The sequence below is a fragment of the Bradyrhizobium sp. genome, from assembly GCF_019244115.1.
GTDB lineage: Bacteria > Pseudomonadota > Alphaproteobacteria > Rhizobiales > Xanthobacteraceae > Bradyrhizobium.
On record NZ_JAFATE010000533.1, the window covers coordinates 1 to 14870 of the forward strand.

Consider the following 14870-nt stretch of genomic DNA (forward strand, 5'->3'; position numbering starts at 1 on the left):
GATGAGGGCGACACTGACGCCCTACAGGCGACGGCCCTGAACCGATCGATGCAGGGCCTTGCGCGTTCGGTTAGCCTCGACCCGGACGACAAAATGGGCCTCTGAGCAGGGTGATATGAAAAAGGCCCAGCTCAGCATCTACCTCGATCCGGAGATCTTTGGCAGTCTTGAGGCCTTCGCAAAGCGTCAGGGGAAGCCCAAGTCGCTGGTTGCCGAGGCCGCGATCGCCTCGTTCCTTTCTCCGGATGATTCCGACCGGCGGGAAGCGGCGATCGCTAAACGCCTGGATCGGATCGTACGCGTGCTCGAACGGCTCGAGCGCAATGACGGTGTTGCGCTTGAGACGATCGCCCTGTTCATCCGTTTCTGGCTCACGTCAACACCGGCGTTGCCGGAGCATTCGAGCCCAGCGGCACGTGCGAAGGGCGCCGAGCGCTACGACCGTTTTGTCGAAGCTCTGGGGCGGCGGCTCTCCAGCGGATCGACCATCCTGAAGGAAGTGAGTATCGAAACAAATGTTCCTGGGAGCGCCAGCACGAGTCAAAGGTGATCCCGACCGTCCTTGATCAATAGCTGAGGCTTGGGACATGAATACGCAACGCCGGACAGCAGCATCCGGATCAATGCAGCGACACGCATCGGCGGACCTCTTACTCCAGGGCGAACGCCCGAAACGATTGTACGACCATATTGTGGCCCTCTGGGTGATCGGGCACCTTGCCGCCGGCCCAATCGCCGAGCGCGGTCGAGAAGCGGATGTTGGCCGGCCCGTTGACCGCCTCCTTCGTAACCACGGCAGCGACCGGCTCGCCATCGACTTCAAAGATCATCTCGTTTGGCCTCCGCAATAACCCGATATCGTGAAATCCGTAGGACAGGTTCTCGACGAAGCTTGCGCCCCATCCCATGCCGGCGTGCTTTACGGTGCTGTTCGGCGGTGGCCAATATTGCAGGCCTATGTGGATGTAGCTCGGATAAGTCGCCTCGGCGACATCGATCTCGAAATTATCGTCGGTGGTGAGCCAGAAGGCGTTGTTGATGCCCTTGGTGTCTGCGATCCTGATCCTGGCCTCGAAGAAGCCGTAGCCGTATTTGGCTTTGCTGCCGATATGCCCGGTGGACCACTGCGCACTGCGGCAGGTGCTTGCACCCAGCGTCTTCAGCCGCAACCCGGCCGCCGAGGCCTCGACACTATCAGGCCTGCGGCATGATTTGAGCGTCGGATTGTCGTCGCTCTCCAGCGTCCAGTCAGCCGTAAGCTCCGCGGCACTTTCAAAGTTAGTGGAGAAGACCGGCGCTTTGCCGCCGGAGCGATAGGCCGCGATGGCCGCGCGATCGGCGGCTGTCACAGCCCTGCGCACACCCCAGGTCTGGTCCGGTGATCCCGAGGTGACAGGGCCCTTCGGCGTGGCCGCCAGGCAGTTCGGTTTCACTGCAAGGCAGGCGATGGCCGCGAATGACCTCGTGGGAAATTTCATGACACTACCTGTGCTTCTGTTGCGCGCGGTGAGGCCGCGGCTGCGGATGCGGCCGTGGTGGCGGCGGCGGGCGCCTGGGTGATGGCGGCGGGCGTCGCGGCGGCGCCGGCCTTGCGACATGCGGCGGCGGTGGACGTCGCGGCGGGGGCGGCGCGCGATGCGGGGCAGGCGCATGCCTTGCAAGTTGGATCGGACGCGGTTTTGCTGCGTGCACGGGAGACGCCGGTGGCGTTCGCTTCGATAGTAGTTGCGCCGCAGGTTGCGGCTTGGGCGCGGCCTGCAGTTTCGCTGGATGGTTGCTGGGCGCTTGAGCATTTTTCGGCTGGGGCGCCCGCGGCATGCCGGGTTTCGTTGCCGGGTTGAGCGCGGCGACAGCGGGAGGGTGCTTCAGCGGCGGCGCAAGCACTGGCTTACCTGGACCGGCCGCGACGATGCCGGCGCCCTTGAATTGACCGGGATGGGGCGTCGCCGCGACTGATGGATGGCCGTGATTGTTCGCAAGATGCAGGCTCGGATCATGCCGCGCCGTGTCGGCGTGACGGGCCTGCTCCGAAGTCGGCGCGGTATGCCCTTCCTTTGCCGCTGCAAGCTGCTCCTGAGTGGGCTTCGTCGTCGTGCCGCCCGGCCCGCCATTGTAGCTGATGCTGACCACGTTGTTCACGACGGTCTTGTTGTAGACATTGGTGATCGAGACGTTCGTGACGTTGTTGACGCTGCGGTTGTAGAAGAACACGCGGTCGCGCCAGTAGCCGCCTTCATAGCCGGAGCCGGTGTAGCCGCAGCCGTAGGCGATGCCGCCATAGAAGCCGACATGCAGGCCCCAATAGCCGCTATGGAAAACGTAAACGCCGTCATTCCATCCCCAATAGGGTGGCGTCCACAACAGGTCGGGCTGCGGCGGCAGCACCCAGGTGCCGGGGACCCAGTAGTAGCCGATATCATTGTCCCAGGCCCAATAGCCGGGACTCCAGATGTAGCCGGGCGCGGGAATTGGCGGCTGGACATAGACCGGCAGGGGCGGCGGTACGGTATCCACGCTGATGCTGACGGCCAGCTGGGCACTGGCGGGCGGTGGTGACGTCAGGCCGGTGAAAGCGAGAGCAGCAGCCAGCGAAACTCCGACGATGCGCCGCATGGTATCAACTCCAAATGTCCGCTTTAGCCTCCGCCATGAGATTGAATAAGGGGAGTCTAATGAACCGGCGCTGAACCGCGCCGACCTCGGCAAGCGACTGATGATAATGTGAGGGAAGCTTCGGCGATCGTGCGAGCAGTTCTGCGAAATTGTGCAGCCGACGATGGAGGGGCTTGGCGATGGGCCGCGTGAGCTGCCAGGGCGAGGCGCAGCTCAGCGGCGATAGTGCTCGGCATAGTAGGCGACGAGGCTTGCCAGCGCGGTCGGATCGCTCTCGGTCAAGGTGCGCGTGGGATAGCGATCCCAGCTCACAATGAGGCTGTAATCCGGATTGATGCCGGAACGTTGCACCGCGTCCATGTGCGCACGGGCCTGCGTCATCCATTTTTCATCGCTGAGCGGGGCGCCGCCGAAGCCGGTGTAGAACATGCCGACGGAGAGGCCGTTGGCGCGCAACACCTGAGCCACCGTTTTCGACAAGTTTGCAATCCTGCTGGGATCGGCGACACCAGGCGTACCGGAACGGCCGAGATGCGGATCGCCCCAATTGATGTCGATATGCGTGAACGACAGCGCAGTTCCGGTCTCGCGGCGGAAAGCCTGAACCCACTTGGCATAGTCGGCCGGCCAGCCCGCGTGGTCGCTAATCGCCGGAAAGGGCTCGGCATCACCGACGATCGCGTTCGGAAAAGCGGCTGTGTAAATCTTGACGATAACCGCAGTCCTTCGCGCCTCATCGTCGATCGAGCTCTTGCAGGCATTCTTGCCGTCGTAATAGTGACCGAAATACAGCGGCTCATCCATGCCGATAATGCCGAGCGACGCGCCGGCACGAAGCAGCTTCGTGACGGTTGCGTTTGCGGAGCCTGGATCGCTGTAGCCTTCGACGCCGCCGCCGCAGGGCGGCTCGTGAAACCAGTTGGTCGGCAAAATACCAAGCGACAACGCGATATGATGCGTTTTCAGCTCGTGCATGAGGCGCGCCAGCACCTCGTCAGGCGTCGAGCGGATCTGCCCTTCATTCATGGCGATCACATCGACATGCGCGGCGCCCTTGGCCCACTGTTTGGCGAGCTCATCCCAGGACGCGCCATCCTGGTACGCCCGCAGGAAGTCCTTGCGCGGCGCGAACACCACGTGCTTGCCACGTGGATTGGCGAGCGGCTGCACCAGCGCCGGCGCCATCGTTTGCGGACCGAGCGCCGATGTGGTCATTGCCGGACCGCGCTCGGCATCGCCAGCAAACTTTGCTTCGATCTTCTCCTGGGCGAGAACGACATCCGCCGGCAGCCGCAGCTGGAAGCCGCCGTCCGCGCCTGTCGTCACCTCGCCGAGGCTATGGTGGGACGCCTCAAACCAGATGTTATTCCGCGTGATCTCCTTGCTGTCCTTGCCGATGAAAATGATTGTGACGTAGGCGGCGTGCTCGGCGTTGCCGGTCGCCGCTATTGTCGTGGTCAAGGTAAAGGGCGCGCCGGCCGTGACGACAAATTCCTGCAGATTGGGCCCATAATTCATGTCGGGAGTAAGCTTCAGTGTGCGTACACTCACCGGCGCGCCGGTAATCGGGAGTGACACAGGCGAGATGTCCGCGTGCAGGGGCGTACCCCGCTCGCGATAATGAAGACCGCCGATGATCGCTGCTGCCTCGCCGGCACAGACACACGCACCTTCGATATTCGCACGAATGCCGACCACAGCGGTCGCGGCGCCGGCAGGGACGGTACTGGTGAGGCTTCGTTCGGAGGGACCTGCCGCCGCGTCGACGTCCACGGCCTCGAGCGTCACGTTTGCGCCAGCGATCGATTGCCCACGCCCGTCGATCAGGCGTCCGGCGACAGTGTCGCCGGCCCGCTGCAGCGATAGTGACGTGGCCGGCTCTGCTGCAGCCGGCGATCTGTCAAGACTTGCGACAACGAGTGATGCGACAAGCAAGAATAACGCAGCATGAAAGATCGAGGCATGACAATTGCCGACCATGACGCCACCACTCGACGCGCAGGAGCAGCCTCGCTCTTGCATCTCCAAGCGTCGAGCTTACCGGCGCCGTCTGACGTGTAGATGAACGGCGCGCTCATTTGCCGTTCATTTCGCAATCCGATAGCATTGCCGCCATCAAACGTGCCCTGATCAGCATCGCGATTTACGAGTAAATATGCTGATCGGCGAAACGGTGACCGGGACACCCGTGGTGGACTTCTGGAAATCCTTGTTCATTTTACGCGTGCCGCATTGGGACTGCCGCCATTTCTCGATCTTTCTTTTCCTACGCCAGGCTACGAACCCAATAACCGTCGTGTTGCGCTGAGCCGTTTCCTGCCTTTTCTGATCATCCCCATCTGGGGCGCTCGAGGCTGCCTCAGATATCGGGGGCGGCTATGGCAATCCATTCCATTCAATCAGAGGCGATCTCGCGCGGTGCGCGCATGCTGCGCACGGCGTTCGGCTCTGCGATCGCGCGTTTTCTCGACGATTCCGACATCGTTGAGGTGATGCTCAACCCGGACGGCCGGCTGTGGATCGACCGGCTGTCGAGCGGCCTGGCCGATACTGGTCAAGGCCTGTCCGCTCCCGACGGCGAACGTATCGTTCGATTGGTCGCCCATCACGTCGGCGCCGAGGTTCACGCGGGTAATCCGCGTGTTTCGGCCGAGTTGCCCGAGACAGGTGAGCGCTTCGAGGGGCTGTTGCCGCCGGTGGTTGGGGCGCCGGTCTTTGCGATCCGCAAGCCGGCGGTCGCCGTGTTCGCGCTGGACGATTACGTCCCCGCCGGGATCATGAACTCGGATCAGGCCCGTGCTCTGAGAGCGGCGGTCGGAGCCCGCAAGAATATCCTTGTGGCTGGCGGCACCTCCAGCGGCAAGACGACGCTGACCAACGCACTTCTGGCGGAAGTCGCCAAGACCTCGGATCGCGTCGTTCTCATCGAAGATACGCGGGAGCTTCAGTGCAAGGCAAGGAATCTCGTTGCACTCCGTACCAAGGACGGAGTGGTTTCGCTATCGGACCTGGTGCGTTCATCGCTGCGCCTGCGGCCTGACCGCATTCCGATCGGAGAGGTGCGCGGCCCCGAAGCACTCGATCTGCTCAAAGCTTGGGGCACAGGGCACCCCGGTGGCATTGGCACGATCCATGCCGGCACCGCTTTGGGAGCGCTGCGCCGGCTTGAGCAACTCATCCAGGAAGCCGTGGTCACCGTCCCGCGCGCGCTGATCGCGGAGACCATCAACGTCATCGCTGTCCTGTCCGGTCGTGGCGCCGATCGCCGCCTTGTCGAACTCGCTGATGTCACAGGTCTCGGATCAACGGGGGACTACTGCCTTAAAGCAATGGGGGACCCATCATGAGTTTTGCCTCTTCGCTCGAGCGAAGGATCGCTTCGACGACTGCATTCGTGGTCGCCTGCTTCTACGCTCGTCCGGCCTTGGCGGCCGGCTCCAACATGCCGTGGGAGCAGCCGCTCAACCAGATCCTGCAATCGGTCCAAGGTCCCGTGGCCAAGATCATTGCGGTCCTCGTGATCATCAGCACGGGGTTATCGCTCGCGTTCGGGGATACGTCAGGTGGCTTTCGCAGGCTGATCCAGATCGTGTTCGGATTATCGATCGCTTTCGCCGCGTCGAGCTTCTTTCTGCAGTTCTTCGCGTTCGGCGGCGGGGTGGTGATCTGATGGTCGAACAGATCCCAGGCTTCGTGACGCCGGTACACCGTGCGCTGACGGAACCGATCCTCATGGGCGGTGCGCCACGCTCCATCGCCATCCTCAATGGCACACTCGCCGCAGCGCTCGGTATTGGCCTGCGCCTCTGGGTTGCTGGGCTCCTGCTTTGGTTCGTCGGCCACATGGCCGCCGTTTGGTCGGCCAAGCGCGATCCTGAATTCGTCGAGGTCGTGCGCCGACACCTCCGCATCCCCGGTCACCTCAACACGTGAGTTCTGTCATGATGAACCTCGCCGAATATCGCCGTTCGAATACGCGCCTCGCGGACTTTCTGCCATGGGCCGCCCTTGTGGACGAGGGCATCATCCTGAACAAGGATGGGTCATTCCAGCGGACCGCCCGGTTCCGCGGGCCGGATCTCGATAGCGCGGTCCCGGCCGAGCTCGTCGCTATTGCCGGTCGTCTGAACAACGCCTTGCGGCGTCTCGAATCCGGTTGGGCTGTTTTTGTCGAGGCCCAGCGTCATTCGGCAGGAGCGTATCCGCCCGACACCTTTCCGGATGCTGCCTCGGCCCTGGTCGATGCCGAGCGAAAGGCACAGTTCGAGGAGGCTGGCGCCCATCATGAGTCGAGCTATTTCCTGACGTTTCTTTTTCTGCCGCCTGCAGAAGGCGTCGCCATGACTGAGCGGCTGCTCTACGAAGGGAGCAACCGCAGCGTCGGCGCCGACGCACGTGAGGTCCTCCGTGGATTCATCGACCGGACCAACCGCGCACTGCAGCTCGTCGAAGGCTTCATGCCCGAGTGCAGCTGGCTCGACGATCAGGAGACACTGACTTACCTGCATTCGACGGTTTCGACCAAACGGCATCGCGTCAGGGTGCCCGAAACTCCCATGTATCTCGATGCGCTGCTCGCCGCTCAGCCGCTGACCGGTGGACTCGAGCCGATGCTCGGCTCCGCGCATCTGCGCGTGCTGACGGTCGTAGGTTTCCCGACAGCGACGACCCCGGGCATTCTCGACGAGCTGAACCGTCTGGCCTTCGCTTATCGCTGGTCGACCCGCGCGATTATGCTCGACAAGACCGACGCGACAAAACTTCTGACCAGAATCCGGCGACAGTGGTTCGCCAAGCGGAAGTCGGTCGCTGCGATCCTGAAGGAGGTGATGACCAACGAGGCATCTGCGCTTCTCGATACCGACGCGCATAACAAGGCTATCGATGCCGACGCCGCGCTGCAGGAATTGGGTTCCAATCAGGTCGGAGAGGCGTTTGTGACAGCGACGGTCACGGTCTGGGACAGCGATCCCGCGACCGCCGATGAAAAGCTCCGCCTGGTCGAAAAGGTGATCCAGGGGCGTGACTTCACCTGCATGGTCGAGACGGTGAACGCGGTCGAGGCCTGGCTCGGCAGTCTGCCAGGACATGTTTATGCCAACGTGCGGCAGCCGCCGATCTCGACCCTCAATTTGGCAGATATGATCCCGCTATCAGCGGTGTGGGCCGGCGAAGCGAGGGACCACCATTTCAAGGCGCCGCCTCTGTTCCTGGCCAGGACGGAGGGATCAACCCCGTTTCGCTTTTCGCTTCACGTCGGCGACGTCGGCCATACGCTGGTGGTCGGACCAACCGGCGCCGGCAAATCGGTGCTGCTGGCCTTGATGGCGCTCCAGTTTCGCCGCTATCCGAACTCCCAGATCTTCGCGTTCGATTTTGGCTGCTCCGTGCGTGCCGCCACCATCGCCATAGGCGGCGATTGGCATGACATCGGCGGCGTGCTTTCGGGCGAATCCACCGAATTCGTTGAGCTTCAGCCGCTTGCCGCAATTGATGATCCATCCGAGCGCGGGTGGGCTTTGGAGTGGATCAGCGCAATTCTTGGCCGTGAACGGATCGAAGTCACGCCGGAAGCCAAGGATCATTTGTGGTCCGCCCTGACCTCGCTCGCTTCGGCACCGATCCCAGAGCGGACGCTGACCGGTCTTTGTGTTCTTCTGCAGTCGAACGTGTTGAAGCGCGCGCTCCAGCCTTATTGCCTGGGTGGCCCGTATGGCCGGCTTCTCGACGCGGAATTCGAGCGCTTGGGCGAGAGTTCCGTGCAGGCCTTTGAAACCGACGGACTGATTGGTACGGCGGTCGCGCCATCAGTCCTTTCCTATCTGTTCCACCGCATTGAAGGACGGTTTGACGGCCGGCCAACTCTGCTCATCATCGATGAAGGGTGGCTGGCGCTTGATGATCGGGAATTCGCGGGTCAAGTTCGGGAGTGGCTGAAAACCCTTCGCAAGAAGAATGCGTCCGTTGTCTTCGCGACCCAATCGCTTGCTGATATCGACGGCTCCGCGATTGCGCCCGCCATCATCGAGAGCTGCCCGACCCGGATCCTGCTGCCCAACGATCGCGCTATCGAACCGCAGATCACGGAGATCTACCGGCGTTTCGGGCTCAACGATCGGCAGATCGAGATCCTCGCCCGGGCGACGCCGAAGCGGGATTATTACTGCCAGTCGCGCCGCGGCAACCGCCTGTTCGAACTCGGTCTTGGCGAGGTCGCGCTTGCCTTCACCGCGGCTTCCTCCAAGGCCGATCAGCTCTTGATAGCACAGGTCCTCGCCGAACATGGCCGCGACGACTTTGTGTCCGGATGGTTGAAGGCACGCGACGTCGCCTGGGCGACCGACCTCATTCCGCAGCTTGCCGAGGTGGAGGCGCCCCGATGAACCGTCTCCATCGTCTCGCTGCCGCCAGTGTGCTGGCGCTTGCCGTCTTCGTCGGTTCCAAACGAACCTCCGCGCAGTTGGTCGTGTTCGATCCCAACAACTACGCACAGAATGTGCTGACGGCTGCTCGCGCGCTGCAGCAGATCAACAATCAGATCGTGTCTCTGCAAAACCAAGCGCAGATGCTGATCAATCAGGCAAAGAATCTTGCAACTCTGCCGTTCTCCTCGTTGTTGCAACTAGAACAATCGATCCAGCGAACGCAGCAGCTTCTCCGCGAGGCCCAGCGCATCGCCTATGACATCCAGCAGATCGACCGCGCATTCTCGACCACCTACGCGCCGGCACCATCAAGCCTTTCAGACCAGGCGCTGATCGCGAACGCACAAGCGCGCTGGCAGAACGCGATGGCTGGCCTGCAGGACGCGATGCGGACGCAGGCCACGGTCGTCGGCAATCTCGACTCCAACCGTACGCAGCTGTCTGCACTTGTCACCGCGAGCCAGGGCGCGACCGGTGCGTTGCAGGCGAGCCAGGCCGGCAATCAGCTCTTGGCCCTGCAGGCCCAGCAGCTCGCCGACCTCATCGCGGTCGTTGCGGCCCATGGCCGTGCACAAAACCTCGAGTCCGCCCAGCATGCCGCCGCTCAGGACCAGGGCAAAGAGCAACTGCGCCGCTTCCTGGCGCAAGGCCAGGGCTATCAACCCACAACCGTGCAGATGTATCACTGATGAAGATGACAAAACTGAAACGGATTCCGACCGTGGCTGCCGTCGTGCTCCTCGTCCTGGTTGTCGCCGCCTGTTCAATTCGGCTTCGTGACGACGAAAGCCAAACGCTGTCTGCCACACCTGCTGATCAGGTGTCCGATCCGCTGGCCGCAAAACTCGCGGAGTGCCGCTCCGTCACCTCTGAGCAGAAAGACGCTCTGGCCGAATGCCGGAAGGCGTGGGCCGAGGAGCGTCGGCAATTCCTCGGGCAGAAGGCTCCATCAGCATCGTCCAACAATGGGCCTCCGCAAGAGGGCGCCTTGTTGTTTGTGCCGCCCAAGGACCAGAGCCGCCTGTCGCCTGGTTACCCTTTTCAACAGCCCGGGAAGGAGTGACCACATGGGCGGCACCGGCATTATCGATCAGTTCTTGGAAACGTTCACTCGCTACATCGACAACGGGTTCGGGCTACTCGGGGGTGAAGTCGGGTACCTCGCGACCACGCTGGCGGCAATCGATATCACGCTGGCCGGCCTGTTCTGGTCATGGGGCGCGGACGAGGACATCCTGGCGCGCCTCGTCAAGAAGACTTTGTTTGTCGGCCTCTTCGCCTTCCTGATCGGCAATTGGAACAGCTTGGCCCGCATTGTCTTCAAGAGCTTTGCAGGTCTAGGACTGAAAGCCTCAGGTACCGGCCTTTCCACGGTTGATTTTCTGAGGCCGGGAAAGATCGCTCAGGTCGGACTTGATGCTGGAAGACCAATCCTCGACTCGATCTCGGGCCTGATGGGCTATGTCAGCTTTTTCGAAAACTTCGTCCAGATCGCGGTTCTGCTGTTTGCCTGGGTCGTGGTGCTGCTCGCCTTCTTCATTCTTGCCATTCAGCTCTTCATTACGCTGATCGAGTTCAAGCTGACGACGCTGGCCGGCTTTGTGCTGATCCCGTTCGGCCTGTTCGGCAAGACAGCTTTTGCCGCCGAGCGCGTTCTCGGCAACGTGATCTCGTCAGGCATCAAGGTGCTTGTCCTGGCTGTCATCGTCGGTATCGGCTCGACGCTTTTTGCACAGTTCACGGCAGGCTTTGGTGGCAATCAGCCGACGATCGATAATGCCATGGCGCTCGTGCTTGGCGCACTATCACTCCTTGGCCTCGGTATCTTCGGTCCGGGCATTGCCAACGGCATCGTGTCTGGCGGACCACAACTTGGCGCTGGCGCCGCCGTTGGCACCGGCCTGGCGGCAGGGGGCGCCATCGTAGCAGGCGCCGGTCTCGCAGCGGGCGCCGCCGGACTGGCAGGTAGCGCAATCGCGGGCGGTGCTCGAGCTGCCACTGCGGTAGCAAGCGGAGCGGCAAGTGCTTACCGAGCCGGAGGACTGCGTGGTGTCGCCGAGACCGGGGGCTCGGCGATCATAAGCCCGCTGCGCCGTATGGCTGCCGGGACAAGCAATTCGCAGGCGGCGGACGCACCACCCCCCTGGGCCCGCCGCATGAAGCGTGCCCAGACCGTGAACCAGGGTGTGTCAGCTGCCATCCATGCTGTCCGCAGCGGTGACAGTGCGGGTGGCGGAGCTTCGGTCGATCTGTCCGAGGGAGGGCAGTGATGTTCAAGCGACCGTCCGTGCACTATGGCCGCACCCCTGAGCCAGTGACTCCCTACCAGAAGGCCGCGCAGGTGTGGGACGAGCGCATCGGCTCGGCCCGTGTCCAGGCCAAAAACTGGCGGCTGATGGCATTTGGATGCCTGTTGCTGTCGACAGGGCTCGCGGCCGGCCTCGTCTGGCAATCGGCCCAAGGCACGATCACCCCCTGGGTGGTGGAAGTCGATCATCTCGGTCAGGCGCAGGCGGTCGCGCCGGCGGATCGGTTCTACGAGCCGCCCGATCCCCAAATCGCGTTTCATCTTGCCCGCTTCATTGAAGATGTACGAGGTCTGCCGACCGACGCCATCGTGCTGCGACAGGACTGGCTGCGCGCCTACGACTTCACGACCGACCGCGGAGCCGCGGCGCTGAACGACTACGCGCGAACCAATGATCCCTTTGCCAAGGTCGGTAACACGCAAGTCTCAATCGAGATCTCCAGCGTGATTCGGGCCTCGCCGGATAGCTTTCGGGTCGCATGGACCGAACGCCGCTATGACAGCGGCCAACTCGCCGCGACCGAGCGCTGGACCGCGATCCTTTCCGTCGTCATCGAGACCCCGCGCGATGCCGACCGTCTCCGCAAGAACCCCCTCGGCGTCTATGTCAATTCGATCAACTGGTCGAAGGAGCTCGGCTAGTGAGAAATCCTGTATCGAAATCGGTTCGTCCAGCATGCAATTGGACGCCCATACGTCTGGCGATGCTCTTCTGCTTCGCGCTCTCCGGCTGCACGACCTTCAAACCACCAGAGATCAGCTACGATGACGAGGTGCCGCCGTCTCCCGATCTGCCAATGCCGGCGGATGACCATGTGCGTCCATTGCATGTTCCACCGCATTGGACTCCCGCACACGGTGGCAAGAAGGGCGAGGAAGAAGCAAAGGAGCCGGCGGACCGGATCACGACGGCCAACGATGCCGCCCGGGTCGAGCCGCGGCGGGCGGGGTATTTCAACGCCGTTCAGATTTTTTCTTACAGTCCCGGCGCGCTCTATCAGATCTATGCTTCACCGGGGCAGATCACGGATATCGCGCTCGAGCCGGGCGAACAGCTGACCGGTTCCGGGCCGCTCGCCGCCGGCGACACCGTGCGCTGGATCGTCGGCGATACCGAGAGCGGCAACGGTGATAGCAGGCGCGTCCACATCATGGTGAAGCCGACCCGGCCCGCGATCGAGACGAACCTTGTCGTCAATACTGATAGGCGAACCTATCTGATCGAGCTCCGCTCCCGCGAAAAGCCATATATGCCCTCGGTCGCCTGGTTCTACCCGGAGGATCGGACCAGCCGTTCCAAGATGCTGGCCCCAACGCCGGTCATCCCGGACGTCGATCAGCGCCGGTACCGCTATGTCATCGAGGGCGATAGGCCGCCATGGCGTCCTGTCAATGCCTATGACGACGGCCGCAAGGTCTACATCGAGTTCTCGCCCGGGATCGGCCAGGGCGAAATGCCGCCGCTGTTCGTCATCGGCCAGGACGGTAAGCCTGAGCTTGTCAACTATCGCGCCTACAAGAGTGTACTGATCGTCGATCGTCTGTTCGCCGCCGCCGAGCTACGGCTTGGCGGAGAGAAGCAGCAGACGGTGCGAATTGTCAGAAATGACGGGAGGTGATCGTGATCGGAAAGGAGCCACACGAGGGTCCAGGTCCGGTATCGGGACCAACGCCATCATCTGCAGATGCGACGCAGGCTTTGCGTCTGCATGCGGAACGCCCAAGGATCGCGCGGCTCTCCCGAAAAGTTCTTGCCGGCGGCACTGCACTGGTTTTGGTGATCATCTCCGGCGCGGTACTGTGGGCGCTGAAGAGCAACCAATCACACATCCCGGCGCCGGACGAACTCTACAGCACAGACCACCACAACGTCGCCGATGGCTTGACGAAATTACCGCAGGACTACTCAAGCCTTCCCCGTGACGTCCCCCGGCTCGGGCCACCTCTGCCTGGCGACTTTGGGCGCCCCATCGCTTCGCCAGAAGGCCAGTCGGGACCTCCTGGCCTTGATGCCGAGCAACAGAGCGAAAACCAGGAAACCGAGGCCGCTCGGACCAGCAAGGTGTTTGCGCCAACAACTGCCGCTGTTTCGCCGCCACACGCCGCATCTCAGGAAACACCTGCGAACACCGCATTGTCCTCCGACGAAGCCTTCGCTCAGAATGGACAGGATCGCAAACTGATGTTCGTCAATGCGCCCGTCGATCGACGGACTACGGCGCCTGACAGGATTTCACGCCCAGCATCGCCGTTTGTCGTGCAGGCTGGAACGGTCATCCCGGCCGCCCTGATCACGGGAATCAGGTCCGATCTGCCCGGGCAGATCACCGCCCAAGTCACCGAAAACGTTTATGATACCCCGACTGGCCGCGCACGCTTGATTCCTCAAGGAGCGCGTCTGATCGGCGTCTATGACAGCCAGGTCGCCTTCGGCCAATCGCGGGTGCTGCTCGTGTGGACACGGCTGATCATGCCGAACGGTCGCTCGATCGTGCTTGAAAGACAGCCCGGAGCGGACGCCACCGGGTATGCCGGCTTGGAGGACGACGTCGACTATCATTGGAAAGAGCTGCTCGGAGCAGCCGCACTCTCAACGCTACTCGGCGTCGGATCAGAACTTGGATCCGGCGCGGACAACGGCAACAACATGGCAATTCTTCAGGCCCTCCGCCTAGGCGCTGCCAATTCGCTGAATCAGACCGGACAACAAGTGGTTCGTCGCAACCTCGATATCCAGCCGACATTGACAATCCGGCCAGGCTTCCCCGTGCGCGTGATCGTCAATCGCGATCTCGTGCTCGAAGCGTACCGAGGATGAGGAGTTATGGCAAAGTTGAAGATCGCGGCGCTGCCCGATGATAAGCCAGTAAAGGTGACAGTCGAACTGCCCGCAACAGTCCATCGCGATCTCATCGCCTATGCGGAAATCCTTGGGCGTGAAGGCGGGCAGCCAATCCGCGATCCTGTCAAGCTCATTGCACCCATGCTGACGCGCTTCATGGCGACGGATCGTGCTTTTGCCAAGGCTCGGCGTGCGCCTCATCGTCCCAAGAAGGTCGACGTATAGCACGAGGGCAGCAGCTTCAATAACGATTCAGCGCGCAATTTCTCGTTGTCGGCTCGCCAACAGGCCGCATAGTCCAATCGACTCGCACCGGTGCCGTCGCGGAGCTCCCGATACACCAGCGCTGAAAAGCTCGCGCCAATATCTGATTCCAGCACCAGGCTGATACCACGTTTCATCATGACCAGGCTCTTATGAGACCGCAACTGATGTCGTGACGCTCGATCCTCGGAAAGCCCCTCCGGCAAAATGAGCTTGGACACCAAGAGTTCTTCGATTTCGCGGCCTGGTCGTCTTGGCTCAACAAAACCGTCTCATCGCGTAGGTCGGTCCAATAAAGGACGTCTCGCTACGTCAGCAGATGATCCTCATGCAGGACAGAATGCGCTCACTCCAAAGTGTGCGCGTGTTGTCAGCCACAATGGGCATGTTCCCCGCAATAATTGGAAAAGTGTTCGGC

The 14870-nt window shown here is 62.1% G+C and carries 17 protein-coding genes; 13 read left to right on the forward strand and 4 right to left on the reverse strand.

Annotated elements, in window-relative coordinates; genetic code table 11:
* The first annotated feature begins 115 nt into the window (after positions 1 to 115).
* Positions 116 to 550, forward strand: a complete 435-nt coding sequence (locus JOZ76_RS23455; RefSeq protein WP_291702371.1) for a CopG family transcriptional regulator — start codon at positions 116 to 118, stop codon at positions 548 to 550.
* Between the two features lie 100 nt (positions 551 to 650).
* On the opposite strand, the gene JOZ76_RS23460 is transcribed toward JOZ76_RS23455, so the two are convergent.
* The 3 genes from JOZ76_RS23460 to JOZ76_RS23470 all read right to left on the reverse strand — a co-directional run bounded on the left by JOZ76_RS23460 (position 651) and on the right by JOZ76_RS23470 (position 4401).
* Positions 651 to 1478 (reverse strand): glycoside hydrolase family 16 protein, encoded by an 828-nt coding sequence (locus JOZ76_RS23460; protein WP_291702372.1) that lies wholly within the window; start codon positions 1476 to 1478, stop codon positions 651 to 653.
* 4 nt (positions 1479 to 1482) lie between these two features.
* On the reverse strand, positions 1483 to 2613 hold the full coding sequence (locus JOZ76_RS23465; RefSeq protein ID WP_291702374.1) for a YXWGXW repeat-containing protein: 1131 nt from the start codon (positions 2611 to 2613) through the stop codon (positions 1483 to 1485).
* 213 nt (positions 2614 to 2826) lie between these two features.
* Positions 2827 to 4401: a hypothetical protein gene (locus JOZ76_RS23470; RefSeq protein ID WP_291702376.1), complete on the reverse strand. Its 1575-nt coding sequence runs from the start codon at positions 4399 to 4401 to the stop codon at positions 2827 to 2829.
* A 367-nt stretch (positions 4402 to 4768) separates the two neighbouring features.
* Between JOZ76_RS23470 and JOZ76_RS23475 the strand changes: the two genes are divergently transcribed.
* The 12 genes from JOZ76_RS23475 (at position 4769) to JOZ76_RS23530 (ending at position 14413) form a co-directional block, all read left to right on the forward strand.
* Complete coding sequence (locus tag JOZ76_RS23475; protein ID WP_291702378.1) at positions 4769 to 4921, forward strand: hypothetical protein; 153 nt, start codon at positions 4769 to 4771, stop codon at positions 4919 to 4921.
* Positions 4922 to 4991: 70 nt separating this feature from the next.
* A complete protein-coding gene (gene trbB / locus JOZ76_RS23480; RefSeq protein ID WP_291702380.1) occupies positions 4992 to 5960 on the forward strand; it encodes a P-type conjugative transfer ATPase TrbB in 969 nt (322 codons plus the stop codon).
* Positions 5957 to 6283 (forward strand): TrbC/VirB2 family protein, encoded by a 327-nt coding sequence (locus tag JOZ76_RS23485; RefSeq protein WP_291702382.1) that lies wholly within the window; start codon positions 5957 to 5959, stop codon positions 6281 to 6283. Before trbB ends, JOZ76_RS23485 begins: the two co-directional genes overlap by 4 nt.
* Complete coding sequence (locus JOZ76_RS23490; RefSeq protein WP_291702384.1) at positions 6283 to 6546, forward strand: VirB3 family type IV secretion system protein; 264 nt, start codon at positions 6283 to 6285, stop codon at positions 6544 to 6546. Before JOZ76_RS23485 ends, JOZ76_RS23490 begins: the two co-directional genes overlap by 1 nt.
* 8 nt (positions 6547 to 6554) lie before the next feature.
* Positions 6555 to 8996, forward strand: coding sequence for a conjugal transfer protein TrbE (gene trbE / locus JOZ76_RS23495; protein ID WP_291702385.1), 2442 nt, complete (start codon positions 6555 to 6557; stop codon positions 8994 to 8996).
* Entirely contained in the window at positions 8993 to 9727 is a 735-nt protein-coding gene (gene trbJ / locus JOZ76_RS23500) for a P-type conjugative transfer protein TrbJ (RefSeq protein WP_291702412.1), read from the forward strand. The genes trbE and trbJ overlap by 4 nt, the downstream gene beginning before the upstream one ends.
* Positions 9727 to 10101: a putative entry exclusion protein TrbK-alt gene (trbK-alt, locus tag JOZ76_RS23505; RefSeq protein ID WP_291702386.1), complete on the forward strand. Its 375-nt coding sequence runs from the start codon at positions 9727 to 9729 to the stop codon at positions 10099 to 10101. The genes trbJ and trbK-alt overlap by 1 nt, the downstream gene beginning before the upstream one ends.
* Positions 10102 to 10105: 4 nt before the next feature.
* Entirely contained in the window at positions 10106 to 11308 is a 1203-nt protein-coding gene (trbL, locus tag JOZ76_RS23510) for a P-type conjugative transfer protein TrbL (RefSeq protein ID WP_291702388.1), read from the forward strand.
* The gene (trbF, locus tag JOZ76_RS23515) at positions 11308 to 11988 is read left to right on the forward strand and encodes a conjugal transfer protein TrbF (RefSeq protein WP_291702390.1); all 681 of its coding nucleotides are present in this window, start codon (positions 11308 to 11310) and stop codon (positions 11986 to 11988) included. Before trbL ends, trbF begins: the two co-directional genes overlap by 1 nt.
* Positions 11989 to 12050: 62 nt before the next feature.
* Positions 12051 to 12965, forward strand: coding sequence for a P-type conjugative transfer protein TrbG (gene trbG, locus JOZ76_RS23520; protein WP_291702392.1), 915 nt, complete (start codon positions 12051 to 12053; stop codon positions 12963 to 12965).
* Between the two features lie 5 nt (positions 12966 to 12970).
* Positions 12971 to 14164 (forward strand): TrbI/VirB10 family protein, encoded by a 1194-nt coding sequence (locus JOZ76_RS23525; RefSeq protein WP_441300081.1) that lies wholly within the window; start codon positions 12971 to 12973, stop codon positions 14162 to 14164.
* Between the two features lie 6 nt (positions 14165 to 14170).
* Positions 14171 to 14413: a DUF2274 domain-containing protein gene (locus tag JOZ76_RS23530; protein ID WP_291702394.1), complete on the forward strand. Its 243-nt coding sequence runs from the start codon at positions 14171 to 14173 to the stop codon at positions 14411 to 14413.
* Here JOZ76_RS23530 and JOZ76_RS23535 read toward each other — a convergent pair.
* A complete protein-coding gene (locus tag JOZ76_RS23535) occupies positions 14386 to 14673 on the reverse strand; it encodes a hypothetical protein (protein ID WP_291702395.1) in 288 nt (95 codons plus the stop codon). The genes JOZ76_RS23530 and JOZ76_RS23535 overlap by 28 nt on opposite strands.
* Between the last annotated feature and the right edge of the window lie 197 nt (positions 14674 to 14870).

Excerpts from the sequence above, each read along its gene's own strand:
- JOZ76_RS23455 (WP_291702371.1), top strand. The coding sequence starts at position 116 with ATGAAAAAGGCCCAGCTCAGCATCTACCTCGATCCGGAGATCTTTGGC.
- JOZ76_RS23460 (WP_291702372.1), bottom strand. The coding sequence starts at position 1,478 with ATGAAATTTCCCACGAGGTCATTCGCGGCCATCGCCTGCCTTGCAGTG.
- JOZ76_RS23465 (WP_291702374.1), bottom strand. The coding sequence starts at position 2,613 with ATGCGGCGCATCGTCGGAGTTTCGCTGGCTGCTGCTCTCGCTTTCACC.
- JOZ76_RS23475 (WP_291702378.1), top strand. The coding sequence starts at position 4,769 with ATGCTGATCGGCGAAACGGTGACCGGGACACCCGTGGTGGACTTCTGG.
- trbB (WP_291702380.1), top strand. The coding sequence starts at position 4,992 with ATGGCAATCCATTCCATTCAATCAGAGGCGATCTCGCGCGGTGCGCGC.
- JOZ76_RS23485 (WP_291702382.1), top strand. The coding sequence starts at position 5,957 with ATGAGTTTTGCCTCTTCGCTCGAGCGAAGGATCGCTTCGACGACTGCA.
- JOZ76_RS23490 (WP_291702384.1), top strand. The coding sequence starts at position 6,283 with ATGGTCGAACAGATCCCAGGCTTCGTGACGCCGGTACACCGTGCGCTG.
- trbE (WP_291702385.1), top strand. The coding sequence starts at position 6,555 with ATGATGAACCTCGCCGAATATCGCCGTTCGAATACGCGCCTCGCGGAC.
- trbJ (WP_291702412.1), top strand. The coding sequence starts at position 8,993 with ATGAACCGTCTCCATCGTCTCGCTGCCGCCAGTGTGCTGGCGCTTGCC.
- trbK-alt (WP_291702386.1), top strand. The coding sequence starts at position 9,727 with ATGAAGATGACAAAACTGAAACGGATTCCGACCGTGGCTGCCGTCGTG.
- trbL (WP_291702388.1), top strand. The coding sequence starts at position 10,106 with ATGGGCGGCACCGGCATTATCGATCAGTTCTTGGAAACGTTCACTCGC.
- trbF (WP_291702390.1), top strand. The coding sequence starts at position 11,308 with ATGTTCAAGCGACCGTCCGTGCACTATGGCCGCACCCCTGAGCCAGTG.
- trbG (WP_291702392.1), top strand. The coding sequence starts at position 12,051 with ATGCTCTTCTGCTTCGCGCTCTCCGGCTGCACGACCTTCAAACCACCA.
- JOZ76_RS23530 (WP_291702394.1), top strand. The coding sequence starts at position 14,171 with ATGGCAAAGTTGAAGATCGCGGCGCTGCCCGATGATAAGCCAGTAAAG.